At 65.5% G+C, this 17,561-nt stretch carries 15 protein-coding genes; 9 read left to right on the plus strand and 6 right to left on the minus strand.

The genetic code is table 11. The features are described from left to right. Nucleotides 1-28: 28 nt before the first annotated feature. The 4 genes from RAN53_RS08845 (at nt 29) to RAN53_RS08860 (ending at nt 6,716) form a co-directional block, all read left to right on the plus strand. The gene (locus RAN53_RS08845; protein WP_305796450.1) at nt 29-1,864 is read left to right on the plus strand and encodes a branched-chain amino acid ABC transporter ATP-binding protein/permease; all 1,836 of its coding nucleotides are present in this window, start codon (nt 29-31) and stop codon (nt 1,862-1,864) included. Then, entirely contained in the window at nt 1,848-2,552 is a 705-nt protein-coding gene (locus RAN53_RS08850) for an ABC transporter ATP-binding protein (protein ID WP_305796451.1), read from the plus strand. Before RAN53_RS08845 ends, RAN53_RS08850 begins: the two co-directional genes overlap by 17 nt. A 3-nt stretch (nt 2,553-2,555) precedes the next feature. Further along, complete coding sequence (fabG, locus tag RAN53_RS08855; RefSeq protein ID WP_305796452.1) at nt 2,556-3,353, plus strand: 3-oxoacyl-ACP reductase FabG; 798 nt, start codon at nt 2,556-2,558, stop codon at nt 3,351-3,353. A 90-nt stretch (nt 3,354-3,443) separates the two neighbouring features. Next, nucleotides 3,444-6,716 carry an FAD-binding and (Fe-S)-binding domain-containing protein gene (locus RAN53_RS08860; RefSeq protein ID WP_305796453.1) on the plus strand — a complete coding sequence of 1,091 codons (3,273 nt, stop codon included), beginning with the start codon at nt 3,444-3,446 and terminating at the stop codon, nt 6,714-6,716. Here RAN53_RS08860 and RAN53_RS08865 read toward each other — a convergent pair. Together RAN53_RS08865 and RAN53_RS08870 are read right to left on the minus strand one after the other, a co-directional pair. Then, on the minus strand, nt 6,695-7,414 hold the full coding sequence (locus RAN53_RS08865; RefSeq protein WP_305796454.1) for a FadR/GntR family transcriptional regulator: 720 nt from the start codon (nt 7,412-7,414) through the stop codon (nt 6,695-6,697). The genes RAN53_RS08860 and RAN53_RS08865 overlap by 22 nt on opposite strands. Nucleotides 7,415-7,473: 59 nt before the next feature. Beyond that, nucleotides 7,474-8,208 carry an SDR family NAD(P)-dependent oxidoreductase gene (locus RAN53_RS08870; RefSeq protein ID WP_305796455.1) on the minus strand — a complete coding sequence of 245 codons (735 nt, stop codon included), beginning with the start codon at nt 8,206-8,208 and terminating at the stop codon, nt 7,474-7,476. A gap of 201 nt (nt 8,209-8,409) precedes the next feature. Here RAN53_RS08870 and RAN53_RS08875 point away from each other — a divergent pair, with 201 nt between their 5' ends. The 5 genes from RAN53_RS08875 to lpdA are packed head-to-tail and all read left to right on the plus strand — an operon-like array spanning nt 8,410 to nt 14,560. Next, nucleotides 8,410-9,165, plus strand: a complete 756-nt coding sequence (locus RAN53_RS08875; protein WP_305796456.1) for an SDR family NAD(P)-dependent oxidoreductase — start codon at nt 8,410-8,412, stop codon at nt 9,163-9,165. A gap of 25 nt (nt 9,166-9,190) precedes the next feature. Beyond that, nucleotides 9,191-11,374, plus strand: coding sequence for a thiamine pyrophosphate-dependent enzyme (locus tag RAN53_RS08880; protein WP_305796457.1), 2,184 nt, complete (start codon nt 9,191-9,193; stop codon nt 11,372-11,374). Nucleotides 11,375-11,387: 13 nt separating this feature from the next. Continuing rightward, complete coding sequence (locus tag RAN53_RS08885) at nt 11,388-11,864, plus strand: VOC family protein (protein ID WP_305796458.1); 477 nt, start codon at nt 11,388-11,390, stop codon at nt 11,862-11,864. Between the two features lie 2 nt (nt 11,865-11,866). Further along, nucleotides 11,867-13,156 carry a pyruvate dehydrogenase complex dihydrolipoamide acetyltransferase gene (locus RAN53_RS08890; protein ID WP_305796459.1) on the plus strand — a complete coding sequence of 430 codons (1,290 nt, stop codon included), beginning with the start codon at nt 11,867-11,869 and terminating at the stop codon, nt 13,154-13,156. 9 nt (nt 13,157-13,165) lie between these two features. Further along, entirely contained in the window at nt 13,166-14,560 is a 1,395-nt protein-coding gene (gene lpdA, locus RAN53_RS08895; protein WP_305796460.1) for a dihydrolipoyl dehydrogenase, read from the plus strand. A 124-nt stretch (nt 14,561-14,684) separates the two neighbouring features. On the opposite strand, the gene RAN53_RS08900 is transcribed toward lpdA, so the two are convergent. Genes RAN53_RS08900 through RAN53_RS08915 form a run of 4 tightly spaced genes read right to left on the minus strand, consistent with a single transcriptional unit; the run spans nt 14,685 to nt 17,442 of the window. Beyond that, nucleotides 14,685-15,665, minus strand: coding sequence for a metal ABC transporter substrate-binding protein (locus RAN53_RS08900; protein ID WP_305796461.1), 981 nt, complete (start codon nt 15,663-15,665; stop codon nt 14,685-14,687). 19 nt (nt 15,666-15,684) lie between these two features. Beyond that, nucleotides 15,685-16,575 (minus strand): metal ABC transporter permease, encoded by an 891-nt coding sequence (locus RAN53_RS08905; protein ID WP_305796462.1) that lies wholly within the window; start codon nt 16,573-16,575, stop codon nt 15,685-15,687. Then, a complete protein-coding gene (locus RAN53_RS08910; protein ID WP_232913416.1) occupies nt 16,559-17,293 on the minus strand; it encodes a metal ABC transporter ATP-binding protein in 735 nt (244 codons plus the stop codon). Before RAN53_RS08910 ends, RAN53_RS08905 begins: the two co-directional genes overlap by 17 nt. Next, nucleotides 17,293-17,442 (minus strand): hypothetical protein, encoded by a 150-nt coding sequence (locus RAN53_RS08915; protein ID WP_305796463.1) that lies wholly within the window; start codon nt 17,440-17,442, stop codon nt 17,293-17,295. The genes RAN53_RS08910 and RAN53_RS08915 overlap by 1 nt, the downstream gene beginning before the upstream one ends. Nucleotides 17,443-17,561: the final 119 nt, after the last annotated feature.

Raw genomic sequence — 17,561 nt, forward strand, 5'->3', positions numbered from 1 at the left:
ACGCTGTGGCGTCACCGGAGAAAGTGTCATGAACGATAAGACGATATCCTCTGCACCGGCGAGGAGTCATGGGGGCGGTATGCAATGGTTTCTCAACAAGAAGATACTGTTCTTCATTACCCTGGCCAGCTTGATTCTCATCCCGATAGGTGTCGGCGATGATTACATCTACCATATCTTCATCACCATCTGTCTGTTTGCCGGGCTGTCGACCGCCTGGAACATCGTGGGCGGCTATGCAGGGCAGCTCTCGCTAGGGCACGCGATCTATTACGGCATCGGCGCCTACACGGGAATGCTGATGCTCAACGCGGGCGTTTCTCCCTGGATCAGCATGTTCGTTGGGGCCATTCTGGCCGCCGGGGTGGCGGTCGCCATCAGCTACCCCTGCTTCAAACTGCATGGGCCGTTCTATGCTCTTGCCTCCATTGCTTTTCTGGAGGTCTTTCATGTCATTTCGCTGAACTGGGTCGGCCTGACGGGTGGTGCCAATGGCGTGATGGTGCCCCTCGAGATGGGCTGGAGCACCATGATCTTCACGGAGCGGCTGCCTTCGCTGGTGATCGTATTCGGGCTGATGTCGTTTGCCCTCGCCATTGCCTGGGCGATCCGCCGCAGCAAGCTGGGTTTCCAGTTGATTGCCACCCGTGAGCGTGAATCGGCTGCCAGGGGAGCCGCGATTCGCACAGTGCATGTGCGGTTGTATGCGGCGGCGATTTCCGCCGGCCTCACGGCCATGCTCGGGACTTTCCATGGTTCGTACCTGACGTTCATCGAGCCAGAATCGGCATTCAATCTGACGTTTTCCATTCAGATCGTTCTGTTCGCCCTGGTGGGTGGGCTGGGCACCATTTTCGGTCCGCTATACGGTACGATTCTGCTGGTGCCCATCACGGAGCTGGCGCGTGGCTGGCTGGGTTCCAGTGCCATCGGCCTGCATGGGTTCGTATACGGGGTCGTACTGATTCTGGTGGTGCTGTTCATGCCGGATGGCATCATGAGCCTCATCCAGCGCTACCTGCCGACTTCCCGGATTCGCCGATTCGACACCAGCGTCGAGAGCCCCGTCGATCACGTTCACCTGGACGACATAAGGAAACCCAAGCGCCCGCCGATCGGCGATGTGGTGCTCAAGGTCGAACATCTCGACAAGCACTTCGGGGGCTTGCACGTAACCAACGATGTCTCCTTCGAACTGCATAAGGGGGAAGTGTTGGGGATCATCGGGCCCAACGGTGCAGGCAAGACCACGGTCTTCAACATGATTTCCGGCTTCTTGCGTGCTGACTCCGGTTCGGTTGCGGTGCTCGGCGAGGACGGCCACTTTATTTCCCCGAAAACGCCCGGTGCCTTTGCCAGGAGCGGTGTCGGCCGGACCTTCCAGATCGTTCAGCCTTTCGCGGCTATGACGGTGGAAGAGAACATCATGGTGGGTGCCTTCCATCGCTTCCGCTCGGTGGAGCAGTGTCGCAAGGCGGCACGTGAGATCGCCTACGAACTCGGGCTGTATCGCTTCCTGGACGAAGAGGCCAGAAATCTTCCCATTGGCGGCCTTAAGCGCCTCGAGGTGGCCCGTGTTATGGCGATGCGTCCGCGCATCCTGCTGTTGGATGAGGTAATGGCCGGCATCAATCCCGCCGACCTCAGGGAAGCCATCGAACTGATCAAGGTGATTCGTAACAGCGGCATCAGCATCATTGCCATCGAACACGTGATGCAGGCCGTCATGGAGCTCTCGGACCGCGTGATCGTGATTAGTTCCGGCGAGATTCTCGCGCAAGGCAAACCGGAGGAAGTGGTGAAGAACGAGGCTGTCATTGAGGCCTATCTCGGTAAGGAGGCGTCCGATGCTGCGACTGAATAATGTGACGGCCGGCTATGGTGCTACCACGATCCTGCACGATGTCTCGCTGGAGGTGAACGAAGGTGAAGTCGTCACCATCGTGGGGGGTAACGGTGCCGGCAAGACGACTACTCTGAGAACGGTGTCCGGTTTGATCGAGGCCACCGCCGGGAGCATCACCTTCGAAGGCGAGGACATTACCCACTTGCCGGCGCATCAGTTGGTGAACCGCGGGATCACACTTATCCCCGAGGCGCGTCAGCTCTTTCCGGAAATGACCGTGCTCGAGAACATCCAGATGGGCGCTTATCGTCCGGCGGCAAAGTCTCGATACGACCAGCGACTGGAAGAGGTGTTGACACTGTTTCCCCGCGTGAAGGAGCGCCTTCATCAGCAGGCGGAATCGCTGTCGGGCGGTGAGCAGCAGATGGTTGCCATCGCGCGTGGGATGATGGCCTGTCCCAAGCTGATGATGTTCGATGAGCCCTCCCTGGGGCTGGCGCCGATCGTGGTCTCCCAGGTCTTCGAGGTGGTCAAGCGGATTGCCGAGAGCGGCACGACGGTGTTGATCGTCGAACAGAACGTGAATCAGACGCTCAAGGTCGCCGACAGGGCCTACGTCATCGAGAACGGAAGAATGGTGATGGATGGCCAGGCGGAAGAACTGATGGGCGATGACCACATTCGAAAAGCATATCTGGGGATTTGAGACATGGCTTTAGAGAGTTCCTTACGCTATAGACCCAGCCATGTCGGTCGACATGTGCTCGTCACCGGCGGTGGTGCCGGCATTGGCAGGGCCATTGCCATGGCGTTTGCGTCGCGTGGTGCCAATGTCTCGGTCATGGACTGGTCGGTCGACAGCGCCCGAGAGGTTTGCAATGCCATCCGGGAAGCGGGAAGGGGCGATGCCTATCCGTTGTCGGTCGACGTTTCCGATTACGCCGCGGTCGAACGCGGCGTGAGAGAGGCGGAAGTCCACTTTGGCGCCCCCGTCGATAGCGTGGTCAACAATGCCGGGATATCTCCCAAGCATGGCGGCCTGCCGGCCTCCGTCTGTGACATGGCGCCGGAAGAGTGGAATCAGGTGGTGGGGGTCAATCTGACGGGGGCCTTCAATACCATCCGCGCGGTGGGTGATGGCATGCGTCGTGCGCGGCGGGGCCATATCGTCAACATGTCCTCCGTTGCCGGCAAGACCCACTCGCCGGTGGTGGCGTGCCATTATGCGGCGACCAAGTCAGCCATCATCGGCTTCACCAAGCACCTGGCCGCCGAACTGGGGCCTTACGACATTCGCGTCAATGCGATTGCCCCGGGCCGGATCGAGACGCCGATGGTGCTTGCGGTGGATGCTGCTATCAACGATGAGCAGGTTCGCCTGACTCCGCTCGGTCGTCTGGGCAAGCCGGATGAAGTCGCGGACCTGGCGCTGTATCTGACGTCGGACGAGTCGAGTTTCGTCACGGGACAGACCATCGATGTAGCCGGTGGGCTTTACATGACTTGATACAGCCTTCCGGACGATCTAGCACGCGCGACTGCGATGTTGTGTTTCCCCTTGCCCAGCTTCGTGCTGGGCTTTTTTCCCCGAGATACCATGATCGCTAGACTGGATAAGGCCTACACCGACCCGGGCACGCGCCTCGCCGCACCTTACCTGCGTTTTCTCGAAGCCCTGAAGGCCGCCGGTTTCGAGGGCGAGATCGCCCCGGACTACGCCGACCGCACGGTGCTGGCCACCGACAACTCCATCTACCAGCGCCTGCCCCAGGCGGTGCTCTTTCCCCGCCACGGCGAAGACCTGCAGCGCATCGCCCACCTGGCCGGCCAGGTCGAGCATCGCCGCGTGGTACTCACCCCCCGCGGTGGCGGCACCGGCACCAACGGCCAGTCGCTCACCGACGGCCTGGTGGTGGACGTGTCGCGGCACATGAACCGGATTCTCGAGATCGACGTCGAGAACCGCCGGGTGCGGGTCCAGGCCGGCGTGGTAAAGGACCAGCTCAACGCGGCGCTCAAGCCTCACGGGCTGTTCTTCGCCCCCGACCTCTCGACCTCCAACCGCGCCACCATCGGCGGCATGATCGCAACCGACGCCAGCGGCCAGGGCAGCTGCGAGTACGGCAAGACCCGCAACCACGTGCTCGAGCTCGGGATGCTGCTGCTGGGCGGCGAGCGCCTCACCGGCCGCCCGGTGGAGGACGCCGAGCTCGAGACGCTGTGCGCCCGCCAGGACGCCACCGGCCGTGCCTTCCGCACGGCCCGGGAGATCATCGACACCCAGGGCGGGCTGATCGCCGAGAAGTTCCCGCCCCTCAACCGCTGCCTGACCGGCTACGACCTGGCGCATCTGCGCGATGACCAGGGGCGGCTGGACATGAACAGCCTGCTTTGCGGCGCCGAGGGGTCGCTGGGCCTGCTCGACGAGGCGGTACTCAACGTGCTGCCGATCCCCGGGCACTCCACCCTGGTCAACGTGCGCTACGCCGGCTTCATGGACGCCCTGCGCGACGCCAAGGCGCTCATGGCGAGCGACGCCACGCCCACCTCCATCGAGACGGTGGACGACAGGGTGCTGATGCTCGCCATGGAGGACTTCGTCTGGGACAGCGTGGCCGAGTTCTTCCCCGGCGGCGAGACCCCGGTGCGCGGCATCAACCTGGTGGAGTTCAACGACGATGACCCCGAGCGCCTTGGCGAGCGCGTCGCGGCCTTCTGTCGCCACCTGGAGAGCGACCGCGGCGTCGAACGCCTGGGTTTCACCCTGGCCGAGGGGCGCGATGCCATCAAGCGGGTCTACGCCATGCGCAAGCGCGCCGTGGGCCTGCTCGGGAACGCCAAGGGCGAGAAACGCCCCATCCCCTTCGTGGAGGACACCGCGGTGCCCCCGGAGCACCTCGCCGACTTCATCGCCGAGTTCCGCGCCGCCCTCGACGCCCGGGGCCTTGCGTACGGCATGTTCGGCCACGTGGATGCCGGGGTGCTGCACGTGCGCCCGGCCATCGACATGAAGGACCCCGCACAGGAACGGCTGATTCGCGAGGTCTCCGACGAGGTGGCCGAACTGACCCGGAAGTACGGCGGCCTGCTGTGGGGCGAGCACGGCAAGGGGGTACGCTCGGAGTATGCGCCCAGGTTCTTCGGCGAGCTCTACCCCAGCCTGCAGCGGATCAAGGCGGCCTTTGATCCCCATAACCAGTTGAACCCCGGCAAGATCGCGACGCCGCTCTCCTCTTCTACCCCACCCGCCCCCGTGGGGAGCCCGCCCGAAGCCGCGGGTACAGCTTCTATCCCGCCCGATGCCGCGGGCACAGCGTCTATCCCGCCCGACGCCGCGGGAACGGCCTCGCAAGCCAGCGCCGCCGATCAGGCGGAGGCGGTCAGGTGGGTCGACCCGGGACTGCTGACCATCGATGGTGTGCCGACCCGGGGCCAGCTGGATCGTACCATCGACGAGCGGGTGTGGCAGGCCCACGCCGCCACCGTCTACTGCAACGGCAACGGCGCCTGCTACAACTATGACCCCGATGACGCCATGTGCCCGTCGTGGAAGGCCACCCGCGACCGCATCCACTCCCCCAAGGGACGCGCCGGCCTGATCCGCGAGTGGCTGCGCCTGCAGGGCGAGGCCGGCGTCGACCTGATCGAGGAGGCACGAAAGAAGAAGGCCGAGGGCGCCTGGGGCTTCGTCAAGGACTTCCCCAGGCGGCTCAGGAACACCCTGGCCAGGCGGCGCGGCGAGGAGGACTTCTCCCACGAGGTCTACGACGCCATGGCCGGCTGCCTGGCCTGCAAGTCCTGCGCCGGCCAGTGCCCGATCAAGGTCAACGTGCCCGACTCGCGCGCGCAGTTCCTCGAGGTCTATCACGGCCGCTACCTGCGCCCGGTGCGCGACTACCTGATCGGCGGCCTGGAGTTCATGGTCCCGACCCTGTCGCGCATCGCCCCGCTCTATAATGCGGCCCTGGGCAATCGCCTGGTGGAGCGCCTGCTGGCCGGCCCCGTCGGCATGGTGGACAGCCCGACGCTCTCCCGCGCCAGCCTGAGGAAGCAGCTGGCGGCCTGGGGCGTCGCCGAGGCGACGCCCACCTCGCTGGGCCTGCTCACCGATGCCCAGAAGGCGCGCAGTGTGGTGATCGTCCAGGACGCCTTCACCAGCTACTTCGAGGCCCGGCTGGTGATGGATATCGTCGAGCTGCTCAGCCGGCTGGATATCAAGGTATTCGTGGCGCCCTTCTCCCCCAACGGCAAGCCGCTCAACGTGCAGGGCTTCCTGGGTGCCTTCGAGCGTACCGCCGCGAAGCAGGCCAGGCGGCTGCGCGCCTTGGCCGAGTTCGGCGTGCCCCAGGTGGGCATCGACCCGGCCATGACCCTCACCTATCGCCAGGAGTACGTGAAGGTGCTGGGGGCCGACGCCGTGCCCGAGGTACTGATGCTGCAGGAGTGGCTGGCCGCCCTCCTGCCGACCCTTGCCCCCCGCCGACTGGCGGTGACGGGGCCCGGGTACCGGCTGCTCTCCCACTGCACCGAGAAGACCAACGCCCCGGGCAGCCCCAAGGCCTGGCAGCAGCTGTTCGCCGCCTTCGGCCTGGAGCTCGAACTGGTCGCGACCGGCTGCTGCGGCATGTCAGGTACCTACGGCCACGAGGCGCGCAACCTCGAGACATCGAAGACCATCTACGCCCAGTCGTGGCAGCCAGTGGTGGAGAACGAGGCAAGCGCCGGGCAACTGCTGGCTACCGGCTACTCCTGCCGCAGCCAGGTGAAGCGCCTGTCGGAGACGACCCTGCCGCACCCGCTGCAGGCGCTGCTGGCCGAGCTACGGTTGGCCAGTTCAGGTCGGGCGGGTCAATCGGCGGGCATCAGGTAGATACGCAACCGCTGGGCGGCGTTGTCGAGGTGATGAGCGGCGGCAGCCCGGGCGCCTTCGGCGTCCTGGGCGGCAATGGCCTTGAAGATCGCCTCGTGCTCATCCTGGACGCGCTTGACCATGTCCTGGCTGCGCGCGGTGTTTTCGCGAGCGGTGCGGATCAGGTTGCGGACGCGCGACTCCAGGAATTCGCCGAAGCTTATGAAGTAGGCGTTGTGGGTGGCCTGGAGAATTGCGTGATGGAACTTCATGTCTTCGTCGACCCCGTTGCGGTTTTCCAGAATGGCGATTTCCAGCCCGTCGAGATGCTGGCGGATGGAGTCGAGGTCGCTGGGGGAGCGGTGGGTGGCGGCCTGCTCGGTGGCCGCCACTTCCACGGCCATGAGGAATTGAAACAGGTCGGCAAGGTCTTCCTTGTCTTCGAAGCTGGGGTCGAGACGAAAGACCGAGGCGCCTTGCGGGTTGACAAAGTGCCCGCGACCCTGCTGCGAGATCACCAGGCCGTCCGACTTCAGTATGGAGACGGCTTCTCGAATCACCGGGCGGCTGACGCCATAGGCTTCGGCGAGCTCCTGCTGGGTGGGCAAGCGTTTGCCCGGCTCGATGCTGCCGCTTTCGATGGACGTTCTGATGCGCTTGGCCACTTCGTCCGGCAGGGAGTGTCCTCGTGCGATGGTGCTTGAAGGTGCTGTGTGCATCATGGCGTCCATTGCGAAAGAAGGCGGCGCTCTTCGGCCGAGAAGCGCGCCTTAGTGTGTCAGTTGATATAGAGCCCGCCATTGACCTGGAGGCTTTCTCCGGTAATGAAGCTGGCCGCATCGCTGCACAGGAAGTCGACGACGCTGGCGATTTCATCGGGCCGGCCCAGGCGCTGCAAGGGGGTGGTGCCGATCATGGCCTGGCGTTTGGCCGCATCCAGCGACTTCATCATCCGCGTATCGATGAGTCCCGGCGATATGGCATTGACGCGAGTGCGCGGCGCGAGCTCCTGGGCCAGCGACCGGGTGAGAGTCAGCACGCCGCCTTTCGCCGCCGCATAGGGCGTATGGTTCAGGCTGCCTCGCTGGCCGGCCAGCGAGGCGATGTTGACGATCGAACTGTCCTCACTCAAGAGCGGCCGCAAGGCCTGGATGGTGAAGAAGACACCGTCCAGGTTGATGGCCATGCTCTTTCTCCAGTCCGCTTCACCGATCTCCGCCAGCGACAGGTGCTGGTAGAGACCGGCGCCGGTGACGATGTAATCCACCTGCCCGAAAGCCTGCCGACATGCGTCGGCAACGCGTTCGGCGTCCTCCATCTTAGCGACATCGTGGCGAATGGCCAGGCAGTCGGGCTCGCCGCCCAGCTTGGCGGCGAAGCTCTCGAGGCTCGCCTCGTCGATGTCGGTTAGTACTAACTTGATGTTTCGCTTGCTGAAAAACAGGGCGATTTGCTGGGAAATCTCCCCGGCGGCACCGGTGATGACGGCGACTTGTTGGCGTTGTTGTGGCATGACGGGTTCTCTGTGCATTCGACTAAAGATTTGTTGTCATGTCGTATGACAAGTTTCATGTTAGCCGAACGTAAGGTCATATGACAACTTTTTGGTTTCAAATGTTTGTCTATGAAAAACAAATATTTATGAGAATAAAGAACAGGATTTCAGGCAATGACGACGTCACGAGGCAGTAGCGGGAGTGGGCAACCTCCCGCCATGAGAGGTGCCGTGGTGGTGACCGGTGGCGGCAAGGGGATCGGGGCGACGATAGCCCGACGCTTTGCCGGGGTGGGCCATCCAGTGCTGATCTTCGACCGAGACGAAGTGGCCGCCGCGAGCTGCGCCGGGGATATCCGCTCGCACGGTGGCGTGGCCTCCACGTACGTGGGCTCGGTGACCTCCGAAGAGGACGTGGCCCAGGCCATGCGGCTGGCCGTCGAACGCTATGAGCAGTTGGCGGTGTTGGTCAACAACGCGGGCATCTCCTGCAACCGGCCGACGCTGGAGCTGGGGCTTGACGAGTGGCGACGCACCCTGGACATCAACCTGACCGGGGTCTTCCTGTGCGCGCGAGAGTTCGCTCGGCGGGTATCGGCCAGCGACACCGATAGCGTGATTCTCAACCTGTGTTCCATGTACGGCGTCGTTGCCGCCCCCAACCGGTTGGGGTACTGCGCGACCAAGAGCGGCGTGGCGATGATGACCAAGTCGCTGGCGGTGGAGTGGGCGGAGCTCAACATCCGCGTCAATGCCATCGCGCCGGGCTACATTCGCACGGCGCTGCTTGAGGAGCTCATCGCCGATGGACGCGTGGATGCCGAGGCGCTTCTGGGACGGACTCCCCAGGGGCGGTTCGGCACTGTCGAGGAAGTCGCAGACCTAGCGTTCTTTCTGGCGTCTCCCGAGACGCGCTTCATGACGGGGCAGATCGTCGGACTGGATGGCGGCTGGACCGCCAATGGCTACCTGTAACGCAACTTATCGAGAGGAGACTGATATGCCCCGTTCCAGCAAACTGAGTTCCGCTGCGCCCTGGCGCGAGCTGGTCACCACTGACAAGGACTGGCGGGCCGCCGATCCCGGCCTGCTGCGCAGCACCCTGGTCGATCTGCACCTGATCCGTGCCTTCGAAGAGAAAGTGCTGGAATTGGCCGGGCAGGGCCTGGTGCACGGCCCGGCACACTCGAGCATCGGCCAGGAAGGCGGCGCCGTGGGTTCGGCGCTGCCACTGCGCGCGGCCGATCAAATCAACGGCTCGCACCGTGCACATCATCAATTCCTCGCCAAGTGCCTGCACCACGTCTCCCCCGAGGGCATGGATCCGGCCAAGGCCGTCACTGCCCCCGTGCAGGAGCTGCTGCAGCGGACGCTCGCCGAGATCATGGGCCTCTCGCAGGGCTACTGCCGCGGCCGCGGCGGGTCCATGCATCTGCGCTGGGGCGAAGCCGGCGTGCTCGGCACCAACGCCATCGTCGGCGGTGGTGTGCCGATGGCCGCCGGTGCCGCCTGGGCGCATCGGCGCGCCGGCAAGGGTGATGTGGCCATCACCTACTTCGGCGACGGTGCTGTCAATATCGGCTCTGTGCTGGAGACGATGAACCTGGCCGCGGCCTGGAAGCTACCGCTGTGCTTCTTCATCGAAAACAATCGCTATGCCGTGTCCACCGTGGTGGACGAGGCCACTGCCGAGCCACGCCTCTCGGCCCGCGGCCAGGCCTTCAACGTTCCCTCCTGGAAGGTGGACGGCATGGACCCGCTGGCGGTCTACCTCGCCACGCAAGAAGCGCTGGAGATCATGCGCAGCGGCGGCGGCCCGACCATCATTGAGGCCGACGTCTACCGCTTCTTCCACCAGAACGGCCCGCTGCCGGGCAGCGCCTTCGGCTACCGCACGAAGGACGAAGAAAACGAGTGGCGCGCGCGCGACCCGCTGGACCGGGTCGGCAGCGAAATGCTCAAGCGCAAGCTGATCGACGAGGCCGGTATCAAGTCGCTGCGCGACCAGGCCCAAGCTGCCATGGAAGCCGCGGCCGACGAGTTGCTCGACAAGAGCGGCGCAAAACTCGCTGTGCGTGCCGATCTGTGGCCCTCGCCGGACTTCCGCGACGCCCATATCCGCGGCGACCTGTCCGAACTCGACGGCGTGCGCTACGTCGAGCAGGAGCAGTTCACCGGCAAGCTCGAAGAGCGCAAATTCGTCGACACGGTGGCCGACGTCATGCACCGGCGCATGAGCAAGGACGAGCGCATCGTGGTCATGGGCGAGGACGTGCATCGCCTCAAGGGCGGCACCAACGGCGCCACCCGTGGCCTGTCGCAGGACTTCCCCGGCCGCTGCCTGGGCACGCCCATCAGCGAGAACGCCTTCGCCGGACTGGGTGGGGGCATCGCCATGGACGGCCGCTACCGCCCGGTGGTGGAGTTCATGTACCCCGACTTCATGTGGGTGGCCGCCGATCAGGTGTTCAACCAGATCGCCAAGGCACGCCACATGTTCGGCGGCGACAGCGCCATGCCGCTGGTGCTGCGCACGAAGGTGGCCATGGGTACGGGTTACGGCTCGCAGCACTCGATGGACCCGGCTGGCATCTTCGCCACTTCGCCGGGTTGGCGCATCGTCGCGGCCAGCAACCCGTACGACTACGTCGGCCTGATGAACAGCGCCCTGCAGTGCGAGGACCCGGTGCTGGTCATCGAGCACACCGACCTCTACAACACCAAGTTCCCGGCACCGGTCGACGACCTGGACTACTACATTCCCCTGGGCAAGGCCAAGGTGGTGCGCCCGGGTAAGGACGTCACGGTGCTGACGTATCTCTCCATGGTGCAGCCCTCGGTGGAGGCCGCGGAGAGGCTGGGAGTCGACGCCGAAGTCATCGATCTGCGCAGCTTAGATCGGGCCGGCTTGGACTGGGAGACTATAGGAACGAGCATCCGCAAGACCAACAACGTGCTGGTAGTTGAGCAGGGGTCAGTGGGCACGGCCTATGGTGTGCTGCTGGGCGATGAGATCCAGCGTCGCTTCCTGGACTATCTGGATCAGCCGGTGCAGCGGGTGACGGGTGGCGAAGCCTCGCCGAGCATCTCCAAGGTGCTCGAGCGCGCCGCCTGCGCTGGCCCGGAAGAAATCGAGGACGGTCTGCGTCTAGTCATGGCTCAGCAGGGCCGGCCGCTCGCGTAAAGGAGTGATGAACATGAAGCAACTGGTACCCATGGAAGTTGGCATCTGCTGCCAAGACCTCGTCGCGCTCAAGAGCTTTTACGTTGAGGAACTGGGGCTCACCGAAATCAACGTCATCGACGTGCCGGCGGAGAAGGCCGGCGACACCGGTCTCACCGTCGGCGCATACCGCGTCGCGCGGCTGCAGACGCCTTTCGGCGAGCGCATCAAGCTGCTCCAGCCCGAGGCTACACCGGCTGCGCTAACGCATACCAACACCATTCTCGAGCGGCGCGGCAACGCTTATCTGACCTTCATCGTCGACGACCTCGCCGCGATGCTGGCCAAGCTCAAGAAGCTGGGCCTACCCTTGCTCAGCGGCGACAAACTGGTTGAAGTGCGCCCCGGCACCTTTTTGATATTCCTGCGCGATCCCGAAGGCAACATTCTCGAGTTCGTGCAGTACGCCGACATTCAGGCCTACCGGCCCGACGTTCCCCAGGAGGGCTGAACATGGCCATCAAGATCGAATTGCCGTCGGTAGCCGCCGGCATGGAAGAGGCCACCCTGGTGCGCTGGGTGAAGGCCGAAGGCGACAAGGTGTCCAAGGGCGAAACCCTCGCCGAAATGGAAACCGACAAGGCCGTGATGGAAATGGAGGCCGAGGCCGACGGCGTGCTCGGGCGCATTCTGGTGCCGGGCGGCACAGAAGGTGTGGCCGTAGGCACAGTCATCGGTGTGCTTCTGGAGCCGGGCGAGGACGAATCCGCGCTCGCGTCCTTCCAGGCGCCGAGCGCACCGACTGCCGATGCTTCGCCCGCCGCGCTGGAACCGGAAACTTTCCCCGAGACGCGTGCAGCTGCCAAGCTTACGCCGCAGCACTCTCATGGTGAGCGCATCCTCGCCAGTCCGCTGGCAAAGCGCTTGGCGGCCGATTACGGCGTGGACCTGCACAGCGTACAAGGCAGCGGACCGCGCGGACGAATCGTGCGCGTGGATGTTGAGCGTGTGCGTGAAATCGCACCGGCACCGGCACCGGCACCGTCGGCAAGTGCGGCAGCGGCTCCTGTCACCAAACCGGCCGCTGCACCCGCCATTGTCGAAGGTACCCGCGTCCAGCGGATCCCCAACAGCGGCATGCGCAAGACCATCGCCCGCAGGCTGGCTGAGTCCAAGCAACAGGTTCCGCACTTCTACCTCACCGTTGACGTGCAGGTGGACGAGCTGCTGGCGCTTCGCAGCCGGCTCAACGCCAAGGGCTCGAAAGCCGAGCCGAAGTACCGTCTTTCGGTGAACGACATCATCGTTTATGCCGCCGCGTGCGCCCTGCGCCGGGTGCCAGAAGTGAACTCAAGCTGGAGCGACGAGGCGATCCTGCGATATTTGGACGTGGACGTTTGCGTGGCTGTAGCTACCGAGGGCGGTTTGGTTACTCCTGTTATCCACGAAGCTGACCGCAAGGGGCTGGCCGAGATCTCCGGCGAAATCCGCGAGCTTGCGCGCAAAGCCCACGACGGCAAGCTGGCGCCTGCCGACTATCAGGGGGGCGGGTTCACGATATCCAATCTTGGCATGTACGGCGTGCGCGAGTTCGCTGCCATCGTCAATCCTCCCCAGGCGGCCATCCTCGCCGTAGGGGCGGTCGAGAAGCGGCCGGTGGTGCGCGATGACCAACTGGCCGTGGGTAGCTTGATGACGTTGACGCTCTCGGCCGACCACCGCGTGGTGGATGGTGCCGTCGGCGCGAGGTTTCTCGCCGAGCTTAAGGCGCTGCTCGAAGATCCGCTCGAACTGCTGGTATAGGAGACCGCAATGGCACAGTTTCAAGTTCTCGTCGTCGGCGCTGGGCCGGGTGGTTACGTGGCGGCGATTCGTGCGGCCCAGTTGGGCTTCGCCACGGCCATCGTCGAGCGCGCCGAGCTCGGCGGCGTATGCCTCAACTGGGGGTGCATTCCCACCAAGACGCTGCTGCGCTCGGCCGAGCTTTTTCGGCAGGCGCAGTCGAGCGGCCCCTTCGGTGTGGTGATAGATGGCACGGTGCGGTTCGACATCCGGGCGGCCGTCGCACATTCCCGCGAGGTGGCGGGGCGGCTGAACCGTGGCGTGCGCGGCTTGCTCAAGAAGCATGGCGTGCAGGTGCTGACGGGCCAGGCGAGCCTGCAGGGCGAGGGTCGGGTACGCATCGAGGGCGGTGACGGTGCGCAGCAGGTGAGCGCGGACCACATCGTGCTGGCGACCGGTGCCCGCCCGCGCGAACTGCCAGGCTTCACGCCGGATGGCGAATGCATCTGGACGGCCCGCGAGGCGATGACGCCCAAGGCCCTGCCCACTTCGTTGACCGTTATCGGTGCCGGGGCGATCGGCGTGGAGTTCGCCAGTTTCTATGCGGCGCTGGGCGTCGAGGTCACCCTGCTGGAAGCGGCGGAGCGGGTCGTGCCGCAGGAGGACGAGGAGATCGCCGCTCATCTGCATGCACGCCTCGACGAACAGGGCATCGACGTTCACGTCGGTGTGCGGGCCGAGGCGCCGGAGGTCACGGCCTCGGGGGTGCGCATGTCGATCGACGCGGCGGGCGTGCGGTTCGACCATCACAGCGAGAAAGTGATAGTGGCGGCAGGCATCGTCGGCAACGTCGAGGACCTGGGGCTGGAGAACACGGCGGTGCAGGTGGAGAATCGGCACATCGTGGTGGATCGCTGGTCGGCCACCGGTGAGCCTGGGGTTTACGCCATCGGCGATGTGGCTGGTCCGCCCTGGCTCGCCCATAAGGCCAGCCATGAGGGGGTGGCTTGCATCGAGCGCATTGCGGGGCTTGCCGACGCACATGCGCTGGATCCCGAAGCCGTTCCCAGCTGCACCTACTGCCATCCCCAGGTGGCCAGCGTGGGGTTGACGGAAGCGCTAGCCCGGGAGCGCGGCCATACGGTCAGCGTCGGCCGCTTTTCCTTCGTGGGTAATGGAAAGGCCCTGGCCCTGGGAGATTCGCAGGGCTTCGTCAAGACGGTCATGGATGCGCACAGCGGCGAGTTGCTGGGGGCTCACCTGATCGGGCCGGACGTGACCGAGCTGATCGGCACCTATGCGCTGGGTCGAACCCTGGAGACGACGGAGCTGGAGATCATGCGTACGGTCTTTCCCCATCCGACGCTGTCGGAAGCGTTGCACGAGTCTGTGCTGGATGCCTTTGATCGTCCGATTCATTTATAAGCTATTACTGACCTGTCGTGACAAAAATCTGGCTTTGTAGAATAGCTGCAGCACTTTGGACAGCATGGTGTAGTTAAGAATCTATCGTAGAGCCTCCCCCGTCTCGCTGCACCTAACCAACTGCTCAGTGCTCGTGGCCATGCTCCCTGGCGTCGCCAGCGTCGGCGTCGTCGTGGTTGCCCGGCTCGGCCAGGGCGTCGTGGAGGGTGGTGGCGTTGTGGCGCATCATGCCCAGCCAGGTGCTGGCCTCGCCTTCGCTGGCCAGGGCGTCGGCGTAGAGGGTGCCGGCGATGGGCAGTCCGGTCTCCTCGGCGAGCTGCTCGAGCAGGGCCGGGCTGGTCATGTTCTCGTGGAACAGCGCGCGCACCTCCTGCTCGCGGATCACCTCGATCAGCGCGGCCATGTCGGTGGCGCTGGGGTCGGATGCGGTGGAGAGGCCCTGGGGTGACAGGAAGCGCAGCCCGTAGGCGTGGGCGAAATGGCCGAAGGAGTCGTGGCCGGTGATCACGCTGGTGGCGGCGGGAATCTCGTCGATCAGCTCGCGGATCTCGGCGTCGGTGGCCTCGACCTCGTCGAGGTAGCGCTCGGCGTTGGCGCTGTAGGCCTCGGCGTTGTCCGGGTCGGCCTGGATCAGGCCGTCGCGGATATTGGCCACGTAGCGCTTGCCGGCATTCAGGTCCTGCCAGCCGTGGGGGTCCAAGTCACCGTGGTCGTGGCCGTCGTGATCGGCATGCTCGTCCTCGGCCGGCGCTTCCTGCCCATCGCTCATCGAGGCGAGGCCGTCGCTGGCCACCACCAGGGGGCCGGCGTAGTCGCTGGCCGTTACCAGCCGCTCCATCCAGCCTTCGAACTGCAGGCCGTTGAAGACCACCAGGTCGGCCTCGGCCAGGGCGCGGGCGTCGGTGGGGCGCGGCGAATAGACATGGGCGTCGCTGTCGGGGCCCACCAGGGCGGTAACCGCGACATGCTCGCCGCCGACGTTCTCGACCATGTCGGCCAGGATGCTGAAGCTGGCCAGGACCTGCACGCGCTCCTCGGCGTGGGCGGCGGGCAGGGCAAGCAGGGCGGCCAGGCCCAGGGCGGCGGCGGGGCGGAAGGCGTGCATGGCGGGGTCTCCGTGGGGGTCAGTCGTGTTCCGGGGCGCCCAGCGGCGTGGCGCGGCGGCGCAGCCGGGCGAGCAGGCTGTTGTGCCGGCCCACCAGGGCCGAGAGCAGGTAGCCGGCCCCGGCGAGCAATATGATCGCCGGGCCCGAGGGCAGGTTGAGGTGGTAGGAGAGCAACAGCCCGCCGCTGCTGGCCACCAGGGCCACCAGGATGGCGATGCCGATCAGCCCCTCGAGGCGCTGGCTCCAGAAGCGCGCGGTGGTCGCCGGCAGCATCATCAGGCCCACCGCCATCAGGGTGCCCAGGGTCTGGAAGCCGGCGGTGAGGTTGAGCACCACCAGGCCCAGGAAGAGGCCGTGCACCAGCCCCACCGGACTGCCCTGGCCGCGCAGGAACAGCGGGTCCAGGCACTCCACCACCAGGGCGCGGAAGATCACCGCCAGGATCACCACGATCAGGCTGCTGATGGCGGCGATCAGCAGCAGGGCGGTGGTGTCGACGGCCAGGATCGAGCCGAACAGCACATGGGTAAGGTCGACGCTGCTGCCGCCCAGCGAGACCAGCATCACCCCCGCGGCCAGCGAGATCAGGAAGAAGCTGGCCATGGCGGAGTCCTCGCGGTGGCCGGTCATCTGCGACACGCTGCCGGCCAGTACCGCCACCAGCAGCCCCGAGAGGATGCCACCCAGGCTCATGATCGGCAGCGAGAAGCCGGCGGCCAGGAAGCCCAGCGCCACCCCGGGCAGGATGGCGTGGGCCATGGCGTCGCCGATCAGGCTCATGCCACGCAGCATCAGGAACACGCCCAGCGGCGGGGCGGCCAGCGACAGCGCCAGGCCGGCCACCAGGGCGCGCTTCATGAAGCCGTAGTCGAGGGGGGCGAGCAGCCAGGCGTCAAGCAGTTCCAGCATCGAAGGTATCCGGGAAGGTGAGAGGCAGGCGCGGTGCGCGGGGCGGCTGCCCGGCATAGCGCTCGAGCAGCGATTCGGGGCTCGCCCAGCGGCCGTGGCCGCCGGCCAGTATCAGCACGTCGTCGGCCAGGCGCGAGAGCTGCTCCAGGTCGTGGAGCACCACCACGATGGTGGCGCCGTCGCGGGCCATGTCGCGCAGCACGTCCATGAGCACATCCACCGTCTCGACGTCGACGTTGGCGAAGGGCTCGTCGAGCAGCAGCAATTCGGCCTCCTGCATCAGGGTGCGGCCGATCAACGCGCGCTGGCGCTGGCCGCCGGAGAGCTCGCCCAGCTGGCGATGGGCCAGGTGGGAGATGCCCAGCCGAGCCATGATCTCGCGGCCGCGGCGATAGTGGGCCGCGCAGTAGCCCCGGGTGGCGCCATGGCTGGGCCAGGTGCCGGTCATGATCAGCTCTTCCACGCTCATCGGGAAGGTGAGGTCCAGGGCCAGCTGCTGGGGCAGCCAGGCGCGGCGCTCCTTGGGCACCTGACAGGCCACGCGGCCCGAGATCGGTCGCAGCATGCCCATGATGGCGCTGATCAGGGTGCTCTTGCCGGCGCCGTTGGCGCCCACCAGGGCGGTCACGGCGCCGTCCTGGAAGCGCCCCTCGAGATGCTCCAGCACGGTGCGCCCACCGCGGGCCAGGCTCAGGTCCTCCAGCTGCAGGCGCGACATCACGCCCCCCAGCCGGTGGCCCAGGCCACCGCCAGCCAGAGTGCCGCCAGCGGCAGCGCCGCCAGCAGCAGGCGCCGGGTCGCCGAGAGCGACATCAGCGAGAAATGGCAGGGCCCTTCCGGGCGGTGCCGGTGTTTGCGGTGTGCCATGGGATCCTCTGAGGGGTGTCCTGCGGAAAGCGGCGGAAGTTATAACATAACAAAACGCCGGCTGGCCAGCGCCCGTGGCGGTCTCCGTGGCGTCGCGGTGACCGGCGTCATGGCGCGCT

The sequence above is a fragment of the Halomonas sp. SSL-5 genome (genome assembly GCF_030708455.1).
Taxonomy (GTDB): domain Bacteria; phylum Pseudomonadota; class Gammaproteobacteria; order Pseudomonadales; family Halomonadaceae; genus Halomonas.